At 53.8% G+C, this 19222-nt stretch carries 12 protein-coding genes; 10 read left to right on the forward strand and 2 right to left on the reverse strand.

Annotated elements, in window-relative coordinates; all coding sequences use genetic code 11:
• Window positions 1-42 precede the first annotated feature (42 nt).
• From HSW_RS16615 to prfB, 8 genes are all read left to right on the forward strand, one after another.
• Window positions 43-615, forward strand: coding sequence for an NUDIX domain-containing protein (locus HSW_RS16615; protein ID WP_052346542.1), 573 nt, complete (start codon window positions 43-45; stop codon window positions 613-615).
• Window positions 616-740: 125 nt separating this feature from the next.
• Window positions 741-1544, forward strand: coding sequence for a lysophospholipid acyltransferase family protein (locus HSW_RS16620; RefSeq protein WP_081768460.1), 804 nt, complete (start codon window positions 741-743; stop codon window positions 1542-1544).
• A 54-nt stretch (window positions 1545-1598) separates the two neighbouring features.
• Entirely contained in the window at window positions 1599-1886 is a 288-nt protein-coding gene (gatC, locus tag HSW_RS16625; RefSeq protein ID WP_044002860.1) for an Asp-tRNA(Asn)/Glu-tRNA(Gln) amidotransferase subunit GatC, read from the forward strand.
• A 6-nt stretch (window positions 1887-1892) separates the two neighbouring features.
• A complete protein-coding gene (locus tag HSW_RS16630) occupies window positions 1893-4949 on the forward strand; it encodes a tetratricopeptide repeat protein (protein ID WP_044002862.1) in 3057 nt (1018 codons plus the stop codon).
• A gap of 16 nt (window positions 4950-4965) precedes the next feature.
• Window positions 4966-5685 (forward strand): ABC transporter ATP-binding protein, encoded by a 720-nt coding sequence (locus HSW_RS16635; RefSeq protein ID WP_044002863.1) that lies wholly within the window; start codon window positions 4966-4968, stop codon window positions 5683-5685.
• A 71-nt stretch (window positions 5686-5756) separates the two neighbouring features.
• Window positions 5757-6305 (forward strand): cob(I)yrinic acid a,c-diamide adenosyltransferase, encoded by a 549-nt coding sequence (locus tag HSW_RS16640; RefSeq protein ID WP_044002864.1) that lies wholly within the window; start codon window positions 5757-5759, stop codon window positions 6303-6305.
• A gap of 170 nt (window positions 6306-6475) precedes the next feature.
• Complete coding sequence (locus HSW_RS16645; RefSeq protein WP_044002866.1) at window positions 6476-7546, forward strand: branched-chain amino acid aminotransferase; 1071 nt, start codon at window positions 6476-6478, stop codon at window positions 7544-7546.
• A gap of 171 nt (window positions 7547-7717) precedes the next feature.
• Window positions 7718-8795 (forward strand): peptide chain release factor 2 gene (gene prfB / locus HSW_RS16650; RefSeq protein ID WP_197031893.1). Its coding sequence is split into 2 segments (ribosomal slippage): window positions 7718-7777 and window positions 7779-8795, totalling 1077 coding nucleotides; the frame shifts between segments, so codons are not numbered across the junction.
• Window positions 8796-8872: 77 nt separating this feature from the next.
• Here prfB and HSW_RS16655 read toward each other — a convergent pair.
• Both HSW_RS16655 and HSW_RS16660 read right to left on the reverse strand, forming a co-directional pair.
• Window positions 8873-10489 carry a SusD/RagB family nutrient-binding outer membrane lipoprotein gene (locus HSW_RS16655; protein WP_044002868.1) on the reverse strand — a complete coding sequence of 539 codons (1617 nt, stop codon included), beginning with the start codon at window positions 10487-10489 and terminating at the stop codon, window positions 8873-8875.
• A gap of 13 nt (window positions 10490-10502) precedes the next feature.
• Window positions 10503-13772, reverse strand: coding sequence for a SusC/RagA family TonB-linked outer membrane protein (locus HSW_RS16660; RefSeq protein ID WP_044002869.1), 3270 nt, complete (start codon window positions 13770-13772; stop codon window positions 10503-10505).
• 765 nt (window positions 13773-14537) lie between these two features.
• On the opposite strand from HSW_RS16660, the gene HSW_RS16670 reads away from it, so the two are divergent.
• Together HSW_RS16670 and HSW_RS16675 are read left to right on the forward strand one after the other, a co-directional pair.
• Window positions 14538-17729: a SusC/RagA family TonB-linked outer membrane protein gene (locus HSW_RS16670; RefSeq protein ID WP_081768461.1), complete on the forward strand. Its 3192-nt coding sequence runs from the start codon at window positions 14538-14540 to the stop codon at window positions 17727-17729.
• Window positions 17730-17749: 20 nt separating this feature from the next.
• Window positions 17750-19192, forward strand: coding sequence for a RagB/SusD family nutrient uptake outer membrane protein (locus HSW_RS16675; protein WP_044002873.1), 1443 nt, complete (start codon window positions 17750-17752; stop codon window positions 19190-19192).
• Window positions 19193-19222: the final 30 nt, after the last annotated feature.

The raw sequence follows: 19222 nt of genomic DNA on the forward strand, positions 1-19222 counted from the left end.
TCCTATCTTTACGGCCGTTCCGCACTGTTTATCCTACCGCATATGTCCACTTTTCCCGGCCCTGATTTCGACGAAAACCATAACCCCTGGCAAGTGCAGGGCACCGACTTAAAGTACCAGAATCTCTGGATTCGGGTGCGCGAGGACCGCATCATCAACCCGGCCGGCAACCCGGGTATTTATGGGGTTGTATCCATGAAAAACAAGGCCCTGGGCATTATTCCGGTAGATGCCGACGGCAATACGTGGCTGGTAGGCCAGTACCGCTATACCCTGAATGAGTACAGCTGGGAAATTCCGATGGGCGGCGGCCCCGTGGAGCTGGATATTCTGGAGTCGGCCCAGCGGGAGCTGCGCGAGGAAACCGGGCTGCTGGCTGGCCGTTGGACCAACATCATGCGCCTGCACACTTCCAACTCGGTGACGGATGAGGAAGGCTTCGTCTTTCTGGCCCAGGACCTGACCCAGGGCGAAACCGAGCCGGAAGAAACCGAGGACCTGCGCTTGTGGAAGCTTCCCCTAAGCGAGGCCGTGCAGTTGGTAATGGATAACCGCATTACCGATGCCATCAGCGTGGCCGGACTGCTGAAAGCAGCGCGGCTGCTGGGTAGCTGAAGTGGTTTCAGCGCAGCATCGCCCGGCCGACCAAAGTGGCCGGGTAGTTCATCGGTTGTTCACGCGGACGGGCGGTTCTTGCCGGCTTCGCCACATTCCTCGCTTAACACCGTACTTTTGTGCTTATGTCGCGCCTGTTTCGTTATATCGGTCATCGGTTGTACACCACCTGGGCTACGTTCTGGTTCGTGCTGCCTTTTGTGCTGACGTACCCGCTGCAACTAGTACTGAGCCGCCGGCCGCAATGGCACCGGCATCTGCATACGCTTAACCGGACCTGGAGCCGGCTGTCTATTTTCATGTGGGGTGTACCGGTTAAAACAGTGCGTGCTTCCCCGCTGCCGGTGCAGCAGCCGTATGTGTACGTAGCCAATCATAGCTCCTACATTGATATTCTGCTGCTATTCCGTACTATTCCGGGCTGGCTCAATATTATGGGTAAAAGCTCCCTGGCCAAAGTGCCCGCTTGGGGGCCTATTTTCGGCAGTGCGTATATCACCGTCGACCGGGACAGTGCCGTGAGTCGGGGCAGGGCCATGGTGCAGGCCCGCCGCACGCTGGAAGCGGGCCGCTCGGTGGTTATTTTTCCCGAAGGCCGCATTGGCAAGCAGCCAGGGCAGTTGCTGGACGAGTTCAAGGACGGCGCGTTTCAGCTGGCTATTGCGGCGGGCGTACCGGTTGTACCCATTACCATGCCGCTGAACCACCGCTTCATGCCCGATGTTCCTGGAGGGCTGCGGGTGCGCTACTCGCCTTTGGCCATCATCGTGCACGAGCCGATTGCCACCACCGGCCTCACAGCCGCCGATGCGCCACGTATCAAGCAACGTGCTTACGACGTTATTGCCAGTGCCCTTCAACCGGAAGCTGGCGGCGTGCCGGAACCCAGCATTTGGCGCCAGCCGGCCCGCCAACGCATGCCGGCCTAGCTTTGTCGGCCGCCTTTTACTTTTGACTTTTCCTCTTTTACTTTTCTTCTCCCTGTGAGTACCGACCTTGCCACCCTCCGCGGCCTGGCCCATCTGGCCCGCCTCGAATTCGACGATACCAAAGAGCAGCAGATGCTCGGCGACCTGAACAAGATTCTGGATTGGGTAGACCAGCTCCGCCAACTCAATACCGATGACGTGGAGCCTCTCGTGCACCTCTCCCAGGAAATCAATGTGCTGCGCCCCGATGAGGCGTATAATTCGGTAAGCCACCAGGACGGCCTGCGCAACGCCCCGCGCAAGGATTCCGATTATTTCCGCGTACCCAAAGTGCTGGAATAGCTGCCGGTGCCTGCTCCTGCCCTGCTCCCCGCCCCCGGCCGTCCCAACTTTTGGCGCGGCCCGCTCCTGGTTCTGGCTTTGTGCGCGGCGGTGGCCGTAGTGCTGGCAGGCTGGCATTATTTCACCGCCGAAGACACGGTGCTGCCCGTGCAGGCAGTGGCACAATTGACGCCGGTACCAGCTACCGTAGCGCAAGTAACCATCGGGACCGAAAATCTGCCCGTACAGGCCAACGGCTACCTCATTACCCAGACCTACGACGTAGCCGGTCCCTTCCTGCGGCCCGATGCGGCCTTTGCCTTGGTTGCCTTGCTGGGAGTGGCCCTGGTGTATTTTCTGGCTACGGCCAGCAGTCTGGCGCGGCCGGCTTTTATTGCCGGTATGGCGCTGGTCATTTTCCTGCTGATGTCGCTCAACGCGGATTTGCTGGGCATTTTCGATGGGCAGAAACAGTATTTTTTGCTGCTGGCGCTGGCAGGTCTGGGTCTTCCAGCCTACTACTTCCACGCCTTCCGCCCCGATACTTCGTTCGGACTACGCCTGGGGGTGTTTGCCGCGCTGGTGGCCGGGCTTGGGGCCCTGCTGTTCCTGCATAGCCCCGGTCCGGCGGAAGTTACGGCCTTGCATCTGAGTGCCTTTTTCACGGCCAGCGGAGCCGTTGCTTTCGCCTTGTTGGTAGTATGGGTAGCGTTTGAGAACCTTCACGGGCTGCTCTGGCTCAATACCCAGGCCGAAACGCCGGCCGGCCGCTACGGGCTGCTGCCTTTTCTGCTGGCAAGCGGATTGTACCTGGGCATGCTGCTGCTGTATTACCTGAACCAAAGCGAGCTACTGGTACTGCCCGGCCTGCACCTCGACCCTTTCGTGCTGCTGATTCCGGCCGTTTTGATTGGCTGGCTGGGCCTGCGCCGCCGGGCCGTTACGTTCGCCGATTGGGTGCCTGCTCAGCTGGCCACACCTACAGTATACCTCGTGCTGGTATTGCTGGCGGCAGCGGTGCTGGGCTATGCCCTGGCCACCGCCAATGACCCCATGCTACAGGCCGGCCGCGACTTCACGGCCCTGGCATTTTTGTGCGTAGGTGGATCCTTCTTCCTGTACGTGCTGCTGAATTTTGCTCCCTTACTGCGCAAAAAGCTGCCCGTGCACCGGGTGGTCTTCGAGCCGCGCCGCTTTCCGTTCTATGCCATGTACATCCTAGGCTTGGCAGTGCTGGCAGCGGTGGAAATGCGCAATAACTTCTTTGTGCTGGATCAGGTACAGGCAGCATCCTTCAATAATCTGGGCGACCTGTCGCGCCTGGAAAGCGAGTACGCACCCGATGATATGGCACAGGCCTTGCTGGCTGAGCGGTACTATGCAGAGAGTGACGTGCTCGATCAGCACAACCACAAAGCCAGCTTGGGGCGGGCGGCCCTTTACCGGTTCCGTTTGCAACGCCAGAACGAAATCAACATTCTGCGCCGCGCCTTGTCCCGCCGCCCTTCCGAAAAGATTTCCCTGCGGCTGGCAGCTCTCTACAATGAGCCGAGCGACTTTTTCGACCGCTTGGCCGTATTGCGCCAGGCCCTGAAAAGCACTCCCAATAGCGCCGTCCTCAACAGCGACCTGGCCCAACTCTACTCCCGCTCCAGCCTAACCGATTCGGTAGCGTTCTATCAGGACCGCGCTGAGGCAGCCTCTCCTGACAACCCCACGTTCCGGGCCAATCAGCTGGCCTACCTCATTAGCAAACAGCAGTGGCCCGAGGCCACCAAACTGGCACAAGCGTCTGCCACCAGCCCTGATGATGCCGTGCAAAGCAATGTCTTGCTGTTGGCCCAACTCACGGGTCAGCCGGCTACCCTTACTGCTTCGCCCGACACTGCGACTGTACTTTTCCCCGCCCGTTTCGCCCGGCTATACCATGAGGGCCTGTCCCGCGCGTTACGTCACGACACTACGCTGCTGCCCTTGCTGCCCCGTCTGGCGGCTCGTCCGGTTAATGAGGGCTACCTCGACCAGCTGACGTTCCTGCGGGCTTTTACCCAGCACTACGGCGGCCGCCCCGTGGCAGCTCAGACGACTATTGTGCCGCTGGCCACCGGCTCCAGTCCGGCTACGGCATATTACCAGCAACTGCAGGGCTTGTGGCTGCTTGACCAGGGCCTTACAGTACCGGCCGCTGCCCGCCTTAACGAGGCCCGGCAAAACGGCTCCGCACTGGCGGCCTTACCGGAAGCCTATGCGCTGGCACTCATCAACCAGCCCGACTCTGCCCGCCGAGTTGCCGCCAGGGCCCTCACGGGTGCCACGCCCGCTGAGGCAGTTTCCATCCAGCGGTTGCTTACCATTCTGGAACCGGATTTCCGTTCCCGTTACCTCCAGGCCCCGGACTCGTTACGGGCGCAATACCTAGTAGTGCGTGGCGACGAGCTACCGGCGGCCCAGCAGGTGCCAGTTGCTTTGTCTATTACGAATGAGGCGTTGCGCACTACTGCGTTGCTGGCCCAGCTGCCCCGGGCTTTGCAGACGGGGCAGCTGCCCGCTGTACAACAGGCGGTGAAGCAGTACGCGCCGGCCATAACTGCTACCGGTGCATCGCCTTGGAATGTGCTCCGCGGGGAATTATATGTGCGCGGCCGACAAGTACCAGAGTTGCGTCAATTGGTACAGAAGGGCCGTTTCATAGGCTTCGACCAGTTTCAGCGCCTGTACTTCCAGGCGATTCTCGCCGAAGCTGCCAAGCAGCCTCAGGAGTCAGCCCGCCTGTATGCGCAGCTGGTTCAGGAAGCTCCCTTTGCCGAAAATGCGCTGGTAGCGGCGGCGGCTTTCCATACCGCCCGGCGCGACTATAATGCAGCCTACAACACGTTGCTCCGTGGCATCGAGGTAAACCCCGTCTCCATTCCGCTATTGAAAGCCTACGTGCTGGCCTCAGTACCGGTAGGCCTCACGGAGTACGCCCAGTCACCGCTCTACCGGCTGGGCACATTGCTTTCCCCCGCAGATTACGCTACCTTTCGTACAGAGTATGAGGCGCGCCGCACGGTTAAGGCGGCCGCCACCGCCCCCTGGAACTAACCCCGGCCCTTTGGTTATGCTGCCTCCCGTCATCGAAACCACTGATATTTCCAAGGTCTACCGGATGGGGACGGAGGAAATTCACGCCCTGCAATCGGTATCCATTACCATTCAGCGCGGCGAGTATGTTGCTTTTATGGGCCCCTCGGGCTCAGGCAAATCCACCCTCATGAACATCGTAGGCTGCCTCGATACGCCTTCGGGCGGCAGCTACATCCTCAACGGCAAAGACGTCAGCAACATGACGGACAACCAGTTGGCCGATGTTCGTAACCGGGAAATCGGCTTCGTGTTTCAGTCCTTCAACCTGCTGCCCCGCGCTACGGCCCTCGACAACGTAGCCCTACCACTTATCTACGCCGGCTATGGCAAGAGCGAGCGGCAGGAAATGGCTCGGGAGGCGTTACGTAGCGTTGGACTGGCAGAGCGTGCTCTGCACAAGCCCAATGAGCTTTCGGGTGGGCAGCGACAGCGCGTCGCCATTGCGCGGGCCCTCGTCAACAACCCCAGCATTATCCTGGCCGACGAACCAACCGGTGCCCTCGACACCCGTACCAGCCATGAAATCATGGAGCTGTTTGAGGCGTTGTACGTGCGTGGCAACACCATTATTATGGTCACCCACGAAGAGGATATTGCCCGGCACGCGCACCGTATCGTGCGCCTGCGTGACGGTCTCGTGGAATCTGATGTGTTCAACCAGGACATGGCTGCGCATCAGCTGGCCAGCCATTAGCCAGTCCTCCAGAACCTTTTGGGGCGTTGCGGGTAGTAGGATTTATCCTTCACCTTTTTTCTGCTTCTCGTTTGAAAATCTATACCAAAACCGGCGACAAGGGCCTGACTTCCCTCATCGGCGGCACGCGTGTGCCCAAGTCCAGCCTGCGTATTGAGTGCTATGGGACGGTGGATGAGCTGAATTCCTATATCGGCCTAGTGCGCGACCAAGAGGTAAATGCCGCCCGTCGCCCGTTGCTCAAAGAAATTCAGGATCGGCTATTCACCATCGGTGCATCGCTAGCTTCCGACCCCGAGAAGTCGAAAATGAAGATTCCTGACCTGCACGCGGAGGACATTGCGTTGCTGGAACAGGAAATGGACCGTATGAATGATGGCTTGCCGGAGTTGCGCGTGTTCATTCTGCCCGGCGGGCACCAGTCTGTATCATTCGCTCATCTTGCCAGGTGCGTCTGCCGACGTACCGAACGGCTGGCCATTCAGCTCCAGGAAGACTCTTTCGTGGCTGAGTTAGTTATCATGTACCTCAACCGCCTCTCTGATTTTCTCTTCGTCCTCAGCCGCCAGATGGCCCATGAGTTAAATGCCGAAGAAGTAAAATGGGAACCTCGCATGTGAGGTCCGGCACTATGCCAGACTAACAAGTGTTCGGAAGAAATTCTGCACCTTTACTCTCCGCTCTGTCCCCTCTTTTTGCCCCACCCGCCCCGCACAATGGGTGCTCCTCGCCTGTTTTCACAGGTTGATCAGCCGTTGTGTTTCCTTCATTTTCTCCCACCCCACTCCTCATGATTGACACCCTCACGATTCCAACGCAGCGCACCACTGCCTCCCGCCTGCCCGAAGTAGATTTCGACCAGCTCGAGTTCGGCAAAACTTTTGCTGACCATATGCTGGTAGTAGATTACCAGAATGGCGAGTGGCAGGAGCCTCAGATTGTTCCTTACGGCGACATGACTGTAAGCCCTGCCAACTCAGCGCTGCATTATGGCCAGGCTATCTTCGAAGGCATGAAAGCCTACAAGAATCAGGACGGCGAAATCTTTATTTTCCGCCCCCAGGATAATCTTAGCCGCCTCAATGCCTCCGCTGAACGCATGTGCATGCCAGCGGTTCCGGAGGAAATTTTTATGCAGGGCCTGAGCCAGCTGATTCGGCTGGACGCGGAGTGGGTACCCAACTTTACGGGTAGCGCCCTCTACATTCGACCTTTCATGTTTGCCACCGATGGAATGCTGGGCGTGCGTCCCTCAGATTCCTACCGCTTCATGATTATTACCTGCCCGGTAGGCCTGTACTATAACAAACCGTTGCGGGTGCGCTTCGAGGAGAAATACGTGCGCTCGGCCGAAGGTGGCGCAGGCTTCGCCAAAAATGCCGGCAATTACGGTGCCGCCATGTACCCCACCAAGCTGGCCCAAGAGGAAGGCTACAACCAGCTCATCTGGACCGACGCCTCGGAGCACAAATACGTGGAAGAGTCCGGCACGATGAACGCCATGTTCGTTATCGACGGCCGCTTGATAACGCCTGCGCTTAGCACCTCCATTCTGGATGGGATTACTCGCCGCAGTGTGCTACAACTGGCTCACGACTGGGGCATGCCGGTTGAGGAGCGCAAAGTATCCGCACTGGAAATTCTGGCGGCTCACGCTGCGGGCACATTGCAGGAAGCATTCGGTGTTGGTACCGCCGCTACCATCGCGCCTATTTCCGTTATCGGTTACCAAGGCGAGGACTTCACATTGCCAACTGCCCCGGCCGACGCCTTCTCGCACCGCGTAACGGCCGCGCTGGCCGCCATTCGCAGCGGTGAGGCTACCGATACCCATGGTTGGATGGTACGTGTGCAGAGTTAGCCTGCCTTATTAAAACACTAGGACCGGGTGCTACCTGTGGCTGACCAGCCATAAGTAGCACCCGGCCCTAGTTACCGGCTATTTTCTTCCGACCTTTACCCAGGCTGCACTTTTCTATTTGCAGATAATCTGTAGCCTATTCTCATTTTATCCATCCACGCATTTTTTTCCATGACCCAAGATCAGGTGAAGGAGTTGAAGGGCCGCGCTGAGGCCCTGAGGAGGTATCTTTGACTACGATAGTCGCAAAGCTCAGGTCTTAGAAACCGAGCAACAGACCACAGCTCCGGGCTTCTGGGATGATTCCAAGAAAGCAGAGGCCGTGATGAAGGAAATCAAGGCTATTAAAGTCTGGACTGACGACTACGAAGCCGTTGAGAAGCTGGTCGGTGACGTCGAAGTTCTCTACGATTTCTACCGTGAAGGTGACGTGGAAGAAGCCGAAATTCAGCAGGAGTTCAACGTAGCCCAATTGGCGGTAGAACGGCTGGAGTTCAAACGGATGCTCTCCAATGAGGAAGATCAGCTTTCCGCTATCATCGACATCAACCCCGGGGCCGGTGGCACTGAAAGCCAGGACTGGGCCGAGATGCTGATGCGCATGTACATCATGTGGGGCGAAAAGCAGGGTTTTACCGTGCGCCAGGTTAGCTACCAGCCTGGCGAAGGAGCCGGTATCAAGTCCGCTTCCCTGGAAATAGATGGCCCGTTTGCCTACGGCTACCTCAAGAGTGAAATAGGGGTTCACCGCCTCGTACGCATGTCGCCCTTCGACAGCAGTGGTCGACGCCATACTTCCTTCGCGTCGGTTTTCGCCTATCCGGTTATTGATGATACCATCAAAATTGAGATAAACCCCTCCGACATCAGTTGGGATACTTTCCGGGCGGGCGGTGCTGGTGGCCAGAATGTAAACAAAGTGGAAACGGCTGTACGCCTTACGCACGCCCCCTCAGGTATCATCATTGCCGTGCAGATTGAGCGCAGCCAGCTCATGAACAAGGAGCATGCCCTCCGCATGCTCAAGTCGCGGCTGCACCAGATTGAAATGGACAAGCGCAACGCTGCCCGCGACGCTGTAGAAGCCGGCAAGCGTCGCATCGACTTCGGCTCCCAGATCCGTAACTACGTTCTCCATCCCTATAAACTCATTAAAGATCTCCGTACTGGTATTGAGCGCACAGATGTGCAGAACGTACTGGATGGAGATTTGGAGGAGTACATCAAGGGGTATCTGATGCAGAACTGATAAGCTTCCTGTAAAAATTTGACAAAAAAAGGGCTGCCCGATTGGGCAGCCCTTTTTTAATAGATCTACTGGGCTGACTAGTCCACAACATCCCAGAAGATGGGCGTGAACTGAGTGATGCCGGTAGGAATGTTCGACTGGTTCGTGCTAACCTCAGTCTGCGGATACAGCAGGCGGGTAGGCAACTTGTCAGCGCGAGGCGAAGCCGACTGCAGCGACACTTTGAACTTAGGCTGTGCGCTACGGCGATAATCAGCCCAGGCTTCAGTGCTGGCAACCGTATTCTCTGCAATGTATTTCTGGTAGAGAATAACCGCTTGCTTACCCAACGAACCTGCCGAAGGAGCAAGATCGAAGTTCACATTGGGGTTAGCAGCGTTGGCAGCAATGTACGTGTTGTACTGCGCGACACCAGGAGTAGCAGGAGAAGAAGTGGCCAATGACGCGCCAACAATTACGGCGAGGCTGGTTTCTGTGCGGTACGTGTGGATAAACGAAGCCTTGATACCATCCAGGAAGTCGGTTTTGGCAGCGGCATTACCACCGGTGAACAGACCACGGGTTTCAGCTTCAGCTTTCGAGAACAAGTGTTCTGACAGCAGCATCAGTACCGTTGGCGCATTGGCACCACGCAGGAAAGTACCACCCTGCAGGAAACGCGAAGCAATGGTAGCACCTGAGAAGCCGGGAGGGTTAGCCTCACCCAAATCGGTACCAACGTAGCCAGCCACTTCAACATTGTTGATAGTGCGCTTACCTACCCGGTACAGCTGCGTAACACGCGGGTCATTGTTGTCCACGTACTGCGCAATGATGTAGTTCGTAGGCAGTACAAAGCTGTATTCCGACGTGGCATTAACAGCACCAGCGGCGAAACCGTAGCGGTTATAGAACGGGTTCTGCTGGTTGGAGTTGGCAGCATAGCCGGGCTGTACTACCACATCGTTCGTGATAAAACCATCAGTTGCGGTCTGCAGAGTAGCCATCTCCGACTGCACGTAAGTGTTCAGCGCAGCATCGTTGGTCTGCGATTCACGCAACAGGATACGCAGACGCAGACTGTTGGCGAACTGCTTCCACTTGGTCATGTTGCCCCGGAAGACAATATCTTCCGAAGCGCTAACCGCTGTGCCGGCAGTTGCCGCGTCGATATCAGCAACGGCACCCTTCAGCTGCACGATGAAATCTTTGTAGATATCAGCGGCATTGTCGTAAGCAGGAGCAGTATTGGTGGCCGCCTGCAGTGCCTGCGAATAAGGGATATTTCCGTACTGGTCAACCAGCAGCAGGAAGTTATACACCTTCATGATCCGGGCAATGGCGGCGTGGTTAGGATACACGGCGCTTTGCTTCTGAATGAGGTTATAGTCATTCAGGTTATCATAGGTGTTATTCCACAGGTTTTGCTGCGTGTTGGTGGAATAGTTGTAGGTACGCTCCTCAGAGAAGCCACTAACAGTACCCGATTTGCCCCAGTAGCCGGTAGCAAAGCTCGTGTAGCTGTTATAGTTGGTGCCGGCGGCAATACCACCCGTGTAATTGGCAGCGGTGGTAGCCAAAGCGGAGGCTAACAAAGCGTTACCGTTTACCCGGGTCAGCTGGTTGGGGTTATCGTTAATGTCCAGAAACGAGTCGCAACCAGTTGTAGCTGTAGCCAGTGCTGCGGCTACAAAAACTTTGAAAAGTGGTTTCATATAATAAGTCAGCTTAGAGGGTTACGTTGAGAGTAGCCCCGTAGAACTTCGTAGGAGGAGTCTGCAGTACGCTGTTGATACCGATAGCATTGCTGCCGATAGCAGTACCGCTGAATTCCGGGTCGGTATAGATGTTCTCTTTGGGCACCCACGTAAAAATGTTACGACCGAAAAAGTTCACCGAAGCGCCTTTTACCAGACCAATTTTGGATACTAGAGCAGCAGGAATTGCATAGCTCAGCGACACCTCACGAATCTTGAAGAATTTACCCGAAGTAACGTAGTTCTCAGCTACCCCTGTATTCCAGGTGGGAGTGTTTGCCCAGAACTCCGAGCCACCCGGCGTCAGACCACCCGTGTTAGCAACGTAAGTAACGTTACCGGCACCATCAACCTGCGGAATAGCAGAGTTAGGATATACGAAATCCTGACGACCGTACTTTACGCTACGCTCACCGCTACCCGTGAAGTCAAGGTTTTCACCGATGGTGTTGTACACTACATATCCCGTGCGGTATTCACCCTGGCCAGCCAGAGTCAGACCTTTGAAGGAAATGCTAGTGTTGAAACCGTACTTGTATTTAGGTTGCGTGTTACCAAAAATCTTGGTGTCGCTGGCAATGAGTGGGGCGTAACGAACCAGCGTAGGATCGTTCGGGTCAGCCACCTGCTGCATTTTCACCTTGCCATCTTCCGTGCGCTGGTAGTACGTACCCTGCAGCACTGGGAAAGGCTGTCCTTTAATAGCGAACAGATCAGCGTTGGTGCTCTGACGGCCACTACCGGTCAGGTTCAGCTGAGTCAGACCGGGAGGCAGCGAAATTACTTCGTTGTTGTTGTAGTTGAAGTTACCACCAATCGTAACGCTCAGGCTGTTATCCAGACGTACGGGAGTGATGTTCAGATCGACTTCAACACCATTATTCTCTACTTCGCCAGCATTCAGCAACAGGGTCTGGGAACCAGTAGCACCGGAGATGCTGGTGGTAACTGTCTGGTTATTGCTTCGCTGAGCGTAATAGGTAACAGCACCAGCAACCCGACGCTTCAGGAAGCTGAGTTCGATACCGGTTTCAATGGAGCGGGTATCTTCCGGCTTCAGCCCTTCCTGCACCAAGCCACCATTGGCCGTGAAGGAAGCAATGTTACCGAAGGGGAAACCAGTGCCGAGGCCGTAGGTAGACTCCAGACGGTAAGCACCACCATTGTTGTACACCCCGTTAGCCGTCGCGCCACCCAGGTTTACTTGGCTTACCTTGGTGATACCACCCCGGATTTTACCGTAGTCCAGGAACGAGAGGTCTTTCAGAGCCGGAACAGCATTCGTGAACACGAACGATGCATCAACGCCGGGATAATAGAAGCTACGGTTGTCCGCATCAAGGATGGAGATGTTATCGTTCCGCAGCGAGCCGTGCAGATAGAAGAAATCCTTGTAACCCAAAGTCAGGTCACCGTAGAAAGCATACACACGAGTCTGCGCACGTGCATCAGCACCGTCGAGGTTACCGATGCGGTTTGACAGGTTGAAGTTGTCGCCTTCAACAGGAACTGCCAGTGCAGTAGACGCTACGTAGTTGAAGCGGCTATCCAATTGCTGGATGTTGTTACCTAGAATGGCTTGTACGCTGATGTCACCAAACGTTTTATCCATGCTTGCGAACAGGTCGGAATTGATCCGCGTCTGGTTGCTGCTCAGATCCTGCACGAAGCCCGTGTAGCTGGCAATCGACTTAGGCGAGTTAGCGTCCAGCGAGAACTTGTTCTGCGTCGTCAGGTTGGACTGGCCGATGCTGGTAGTACCCAAACGGTAATTCAGACGCAGCCAGTCGAACACCTTATAGCCCAGGTCAATGTTGCCCTGAACAGTGTTACGACGGTCCTTCGTGCGGTTAGCGTCGAGGATGAAGTACGGGTTGTAGTAGTAGGCGTTGTAGTAACCGTAGTTAGGCTCCGCGAACTTATCGTTCTGGTAGTCCTTGTAGGCCGTAAGCGGAGCCATTACCGTGGTGTTGAACACGTTCCAGTACACCGAAGTGTTACGGTCCAGGTTCGAGGTTACGTCGGCTATCTGCTGCGAGTACGAAACGTTGAAACCAACGTTCAAACGACCCATTTCCCGCGAAGCATTGAAACGGAACGAGTTCCGGTCAAACTTATCTTTAGGGATGATACCGTTGTTGTGAACGTTCTGGTACGAGGTGAAGAACTTGGTCTTCTCGTCACCGCCCGAGAACGAAACGCCGTTCTGCATCTGGTAACCCGTATCGAAGAATTTCTTCTTCTCATCCGGACGAGCCTCATAGCTCAGCTGCTGCACGCTGCCATCAGCCAGCGTCTGGCCAAAGGGGCGGATGGAGCCGTCGAAGCGAGGGCCGTACTGCTGGTTTTCAAAACCCTGGTACTGATAGTGGTACGACTCGTCAGGCTCGTTGGTCGGATCAAAGAAGATACCGGCTTTAGCCTGGTCTGAGTTGTTATACCAGTCGGGCGAGCCTGGACCGAACTGCTCCTGGAACTTGGGCAGGAAGGAAATAGACTCGAACTGCGAGGTATGCGAGAAGGTAACCTGCGAAACCCCACCTTTCTTGGTGGTGATGATCAGAGCGCCGTTGGAAGCCTGCGAACCGTACAGAGCGGCAGCGTTGGCACCCTTCAGTACGTCAATGGAAGCTACGTCATCCGGGTTAAGAGAGCCGAGCACATCGTTGGTGGAGATAACACCATCAATTACGATCAGAGCTTCGTTGTTACCCGTCAAAGAGCGGCTACCGCGCAGCGTTACGCGAGGCGTGGGGTTTACCCCGTTGTTGAGGGTCTGGATTTGCAGACCGGATACTTTACCAGTTAGACCGTTTGCTACGTTAGTAACGCGGGCCTGGGTCAGTTCCTTGGTGTCGAGGGAAGCCGTGGCATAACCCACCTGCTGCTGCTGGCGCTGGATACCCAGAGCACCCGTTACAACTACTTCTCCCAACTGCTTGGAATCAGCACCCAGTCCGATGTCAATAGTAGATGCGTCGCCGATGGCACGCTCAACTGCCACAAACCCAATAGAGGAGAAGGACAGCGTGGTTGCAGTAGCAGGGGCACTGATGGTATAGGTACCATCGGAGTTAGTGGATACACCAATAGTTGTACCCTTCACAAGTACCGTAACTCCTGGCAGACCCTGACCGGAAGCGCGGTCAGTGACCCGCCCAGAGATTTGTCGGTTCTGTGCGGCCGCCTGCTGCAACAGTACGGGCGCGACCAGAGCCGCCGTCAATAAAATTTTCCGCATGTGAGTGAAAAAGGTTTGGTGAGTTAAACTGAGCTCCAAGGTAGGATTTGATGATCAAAACTGAAAAATTTCAACCATTGCTCTTTATTCTTCGCTAAAAGTAATCAACTACATGAACATTTATTGAAACTCTAATCTGCGTGGCTGTATAATGTAAGCATATCTGCATCAATTATTGATTTAATCCTATAAAAAATACATAAAACAATAATTTATCATTGTATCGTACATGCCCTTCCTACTCTGCAGTGTATGGATAGCCTACCTTATGCTTGAGGCATATCAGCGCATTATGGCAGCCCGGCACGCATATATCTCTCTTTAACCACTGATGTTCAGCGGCGGACTTTAGCTGGTAAGATCGGAAGCAGTCGTATTGCTCGCATCACCTATCTCGAAGTAATCAGCGACGCGGGGCGATGTGAGCTCAATTGTATACGAGCCACTATAGCTACACTTGTGCAAAGGACCTATAAATGAATAGTCATATAAAAAAATTATTTTATACATTTTATTAGAGCATATGAATATTATACTACGTCCGACATCTCTTTTTATGAATGCAAAAGCCTCATTGCTTAAACCATTGTTCTTGCTTTTACAGCGGGCAAACGGGCACATTCACAGTGTAAAAGTATGCGTTCAGCCAGAACAGCACATATTGAGAGCTAAATAGCAATTCTATTAAATATCCGGGTAGTATTTTAGCAGTATTTCAACTAAAGAAGCAATACACACACACCTTCCTAAATTTTCTCGCTCTTCATGAAAAAACTTCTGCTCACAACATTGCCTTTAGTTGCATTGGTAGCGACTCAGGCAACTGCACAGACCCGGTCCATCTCCGGCCGGGTTACAGACCGCACCACTGGTGACGGTCTGCCGGGTGTGACGGTACTGGTTAAGGGTACAACCAACGGGGTATCCACTAATTCGGATGGTACATTCACTTTAACTGTACCTACGTCGGCTACTACTATTTCCATTAGTTCAGTTGGCTACACTTCTATTGATCTACCTATAGCTGACGGTCCGATTAACATAGGCTTAGCACCTGATACTAAGTCTTTGAGTGAAGTAGTAGTTACTGGTTACGGTGGATCGCAAGATGTGAAAGACATCACCGGTTCTGTAGCGCAGGTGAAAGAAGAAAAGCTGTTGCTCCAACCAGTACAAAGTGTTGACCAAGCACTTCAAGGCCGTATGGCCGGTGTAAATGCCAACATTACTGGTGGTACTTTGGGTGATCGGGTTGCCGTGCGCGTTCGTGGAGCCAACTCCATCAGTGGTAGTTCGGAGCCCCTTTATGTTTTGGACGGTGTCCCCCTTAACACTGCACCCCAAGGTAACGTCCTTTCCACGCGCTACAACCCTTTAGCAGACATTAACCCTAACGATATCCAATCGGTAGATGTGCTGAAAGATGCCTCTGCTGCGGCTATTTATGGCTCGCGTGCTGCTAACGGGGTCATTATCATTACTACCAAACGTGGCAAATCTGGTCAAAACCGCGTTTCAATCAATTCTTTCTACGGATTTCAGCAAGCTATTCGTACGCCTGATTTGCTGAATGCCGCTGACTTTCAGACGATAAGCAACGAGAAAGCTAACAACAGCCGCTTCGGCAGCTCGAATGGTGTAGTTAATACCACGTTTCCCATCAATATAGCACAGCCTGTTGATGTAAACGGTGATGGTATCAATGATGAAACCGACTGGATCAAGGAAATTTTCCAAGATGGTACGCAACAGAATTACCAAGTAGCCCTATCGGGCGGCAATGAGTTTGCAAGCTATTATGGCTCCGGCGACTGGAATGATCAAAAGGGTATCATTATGAACAACCGCTTGCGGCGGGGTTCGGGACGATTAAATCTAGATTTGACGCCTAAAAAATGGCTTAAATCAGGTGTCAGCCTTAGTTACTCAAAAGCATTCAACCAAGGTATTAACGGTGAAAACGCACTTGCGGGTGCAACTGTATCGGGCTACACGGCCCCACCTAACGTGCCAGCGTACAACCCAGATGGTTCCTACTATCTGAATAGCGTATTCAACATTGGCAATGGTAACAACCTACTGCCAAATGCTTCTTACGCTCCCAATGCTTTCAACCATATTCCGGCAGTACTCAATCTCAACAAAAATGAGAATACGTCGCAACGGATTTTGGGCAACGGTTATTTAACTGTAGAGCCTATCAAAGGACTGCAGCTAACCACCCGATATGGTGTCGATTACACGACTAACTTCGAAGAACAGTATAGCGACCCACGCATTTCTGGTCTAGGCCGGTTCGCCTTAGGCCCAGGACAGCTAGGCTTGGTACAGGATTACAATACGGACCGCACCCAATTCAACTGGCAGAACTACGCTAACTACAGCCATATTTTCGCTGAAAATCACGCAGTTGATGTTACTGCTGGTGTAGAATATCAGGAAACTAAAGTGCGGCAGATATATACTGTTGCGGGTGGCTTCTCTGACACTAAATTTCAGTCAATCATTGATAACGTTTTCACGTCGCAGGCACCTGGTGGAGGTGGTTTAGCAGCCAATGGCTTCCAATCTTACTTCGGGCGGGCTAATTACACCTTCTCGAACAAGTATTACGCTTCGTTCTCGCTGCGCAGAGATGCTTCTTCTGTATTCGGATCGAATAACCAAAGCGGTATTTTCCCTGGTGGTGGTATCGGCTGGCGTATTTCCGAGGAAGGATTCATGGATGGCATTTCGGTCATCAATGACCTGAAACTCCGCGCCAGCTACGGATCGGTAGGTAACTCCAATGGTATCGGCAACTACGCCTCCCGTACCCTTGTTGGGGGTGGTCTCTACGCCGATCTGAACGGCTTTACAATCACTCAGGTAGGCAACCCTTCGTTACAGTGGGAAAAGTCAACGAAACTGGATATTGGTTTTGATGCTTCCTTGCTGAACAACCGGGTGAACGTTGTATTTGACTTCTTCAACAACGACATCAGTGACCTATTGCTGCTGGCGCCTACGTTGCGGACTACTGGTGTGCCCAATACCTCCATCAGCCGCAACATCGGCTCAATGTATAACCGGGGTGTAGAATTGACGTTGAACACGACGAACGTGCAGTTAGAGAATGGCTTCTCTTGGACTTCCTCTATCAACGGTTCCATCATCAAAAACAGGGTAACCAGTCTATCGACTCCTAACGACATCATTCAGGCCAACCAGCGCGCCAGCGTAGGCAGAAGCCTAGGTGTTTATTTCCTGCCAGTATGGGCCGGAGTAAATCCGGATAATGGTAACGCTCAGTTCTATGATAAGGACGGTAACATCAAGCAGTATGATGCTGCCTGGGCAACTCCAGCTGGCAACGGCTTCTCTATCGGCCGCTGGTTGGATGCTAACGGAGAACCCACTACAGCTATCAACGCGGGTGATTTCAAATACACGAAAGAAAGCGGGTATCCAACTTTCTTCGGTGGATTTGATAACACCTTTGCCTTCAAAGGTATTGAATTAGGCGTTTTCCTGCAGTACAGCGGTGGCAACAAGGTTTACAATGGCTACCGTCAGGCGTTGCTCAGCAGCAATTTCCAGAACAACACCAACGAAATCAAAGACCGCTGGACCGCTCCTGGTCAAAACACGGACATTCCGAAACAAGTGTTGCGTGATGCGCAATCCAACATAGCCTCCACCCGCTGGCTAGAAAACGGTGATTTCCTGCGCTTGCGTCAGTTAAGCCTAGGATATAACCTGCCATCGGACATAGCTAAGCGTATTGGTTTGAACAATGTGCGCGTGTACACCTTGGTGCAGAATGTATACACCTTCACCAAATACAAAGGCCTTGATCCAGAAGTAAACTCCAACGTTAATGCGGCAAACACCGGTGCTAACGTAGCTTATGGAGTAGATGGTCGCTCAGTTCCTCCAACACGTAGCTTCACTTTCGGCGTCAACCTGGGTATTTAATCTTGCTTTCTCTTCCTGATATGTTCCGTACTTCCACTCTGCGCCAATTTGTACTGTGCGCACTACTGATGGCCACAGCAACCAGCTGTGATGACGTCCTAGACCAAGATCCACCCGCAGCTTTGACCCAAGAAGATGCGTTTGCTAATGCTGACCGCATCCAAAAGACGGCCATTGGCATGTATGACCAGCTTCAAAATCCGGAGTTCTTGGGTGGCCGTGCGCTGATCTATAGCGACGTTCGCAGTGATGACACCAACCCTGCTTCCTTTTTCGGGGGTATTGGCACGTTCACGGCATTGGCCAATGATCCAACCGTAACCGCCGCTTGGACGGGCGGCTACCGCTCTTTGTACGGTGCCAATTTCTTCCTGCAGGAAATGCCTAAGAACACGGGCAAAGTATCTGCCGAGTTGGAGGCACAATATACTGGTGAGGCAAAATTCATCCGGGCTTTGCTTTATTTCCACTTGGTAAACCTGTTCGCTCAACCGTACAACTTCACGGCCGATGCCTCGCACCCAGGCGTGGTATTGCAGTTGACCGCACCTGATGCCAGCAATGCGTTCGACGCAACTCAGGCTAAGCCTCGTTCTACGGTTCGGGAAGTATACACTCAGATTGAGACTGATCTGAACGACGCTATTGCTAGTTTGCCTGAAACGTATCCTACTCCTTTCGAAAAAACGGCACGGGCTACCAAAGATGCAGCACGTACTCTGTTATCCCGCGTATATCTATACGAGGGTAAGTATAGTGAGGCAGCTGCCCTGGCAGGGACGGTAATCACTGGCGGACGCCATTCATTAGCAGCAACGCCGGCCGTACCATTTACACTTGCTACGTTCCAGAACCCCGAGTCGATTTTCTCGGTAGCCAATAACGTGAGTGACAACCCTAACACCAACAACGCACTTGGCCAGCACTATCGCAGCCGGGCCGGTAGCGGAGACATCAGCGTAAATCCTTACGCGCTGATTCCAGTTGCGCAGTTTCCGGCAGATGACCGTCGCCGTCTGTTGCTGCTCTCGCCAACTGCCATTCCTGGCGCAGCTAACAGCCCGTTAGTGCTGACGCAGAAGTACAAAGAGGCTTCTGCTGACTATGCGCCAATTGCTCGTTACGCAGAAACCTTACTGAACCGTGCCGAAGGTTTGGCGCAGGTGGCAACCGGGATAAGCAGCGAAGCCGTTACGTTGCTCAATCAAGTGCGTGACCGGTCTAAGCCAGCAGCAACTGCTTCCTACACTGTAGCTAGCTTTGCTACGAAACAAGCGCTTATTGATGCTATTCTCCTAGAGCGTCGTCTGGAATTGGCCTTCGAAGGACACCGTTACTACGACCTAATGCGCTACAAGCGTAACTCCAGCCGAGTCACCTACGGTGCCGACAGAGCTATTCTGCCAATTCCATTGGTTGACATCCAGCAGAACCCTAATTTGGTTCAGAACCCCGGTTATTAATCGGAGATCTTCACTAACTAAAAAAGGCCG

Origin of the sequence: Hymenobacter swuensis DY53, from assembly GCF_000576555.1 — a bacterium.
Taxonomy (GTDB): Bacteria; Bacteroidota; Bacteroidia; order Cytophagales; family Hymenobacteraceae; genus Hymenobacter; species Hymenobacter swuensis.

Excerpts from the sequence above, each read along its gene's own strand:
- HSW_RS16655 (WP_044002868.1), bottom strand. The coding sequence starts at position 10,489 with ATGAAACCACTTTTCAAAGTTTTTGTAGCCGCAGCACTGGCTACAGCT.
- HSW_RS16635 (WP_044002863.1), top strand. The coding sequence starts at position 4,966 with ATGCTGCCTCCCGTCATCGAAACCACTGATATTTCCAAGGTCTACCGG.
- HSW_RS16620 (WP_081768460.1), top strand. The coding sequence starts at position 741 with ATGTCGCGCCTGTTTCGTTATATCGGTCATCGGTTGTACACCACCTGG.
- HSW_RS16675 (WP_044002873.1), top strand. The coding sequence starts at position 17,750 with ATGTTCCGTACTTCCACTCTGCGCCAATTTGTACTGTGCGCACTACTG.
- HSW_RS16670 (WP_081768461.1), top strand. The coding sequence starts at position 14,538 with ATGAAAAAACTTCTGCTCACAACATTGCCTTTAGTTGCATTGGTAGCG.
- HSW_RS16645 (WP_044002866.1), top strand. The coding sequence starts at position 6,476 with ATGATTGACACCCTCACGATTCCAACGCAGCGCACCACTGCCTCCCGC.
- HSW_RS16615 (WP_052346542.1), top strand. The coding sequence starts at position 43 with ATGTCCACTTTTCCCGGCCCTGATTTCGACGAAAACCATAACCCCTGG.
- HSW_RS16660 (WP_044002869.1), bottom strand. The coding sequence starts at position 13,772 with ATGCGGAAAATTTTATTGACGGCGGCTCTGGTCGCGCCCGTACTGTTG.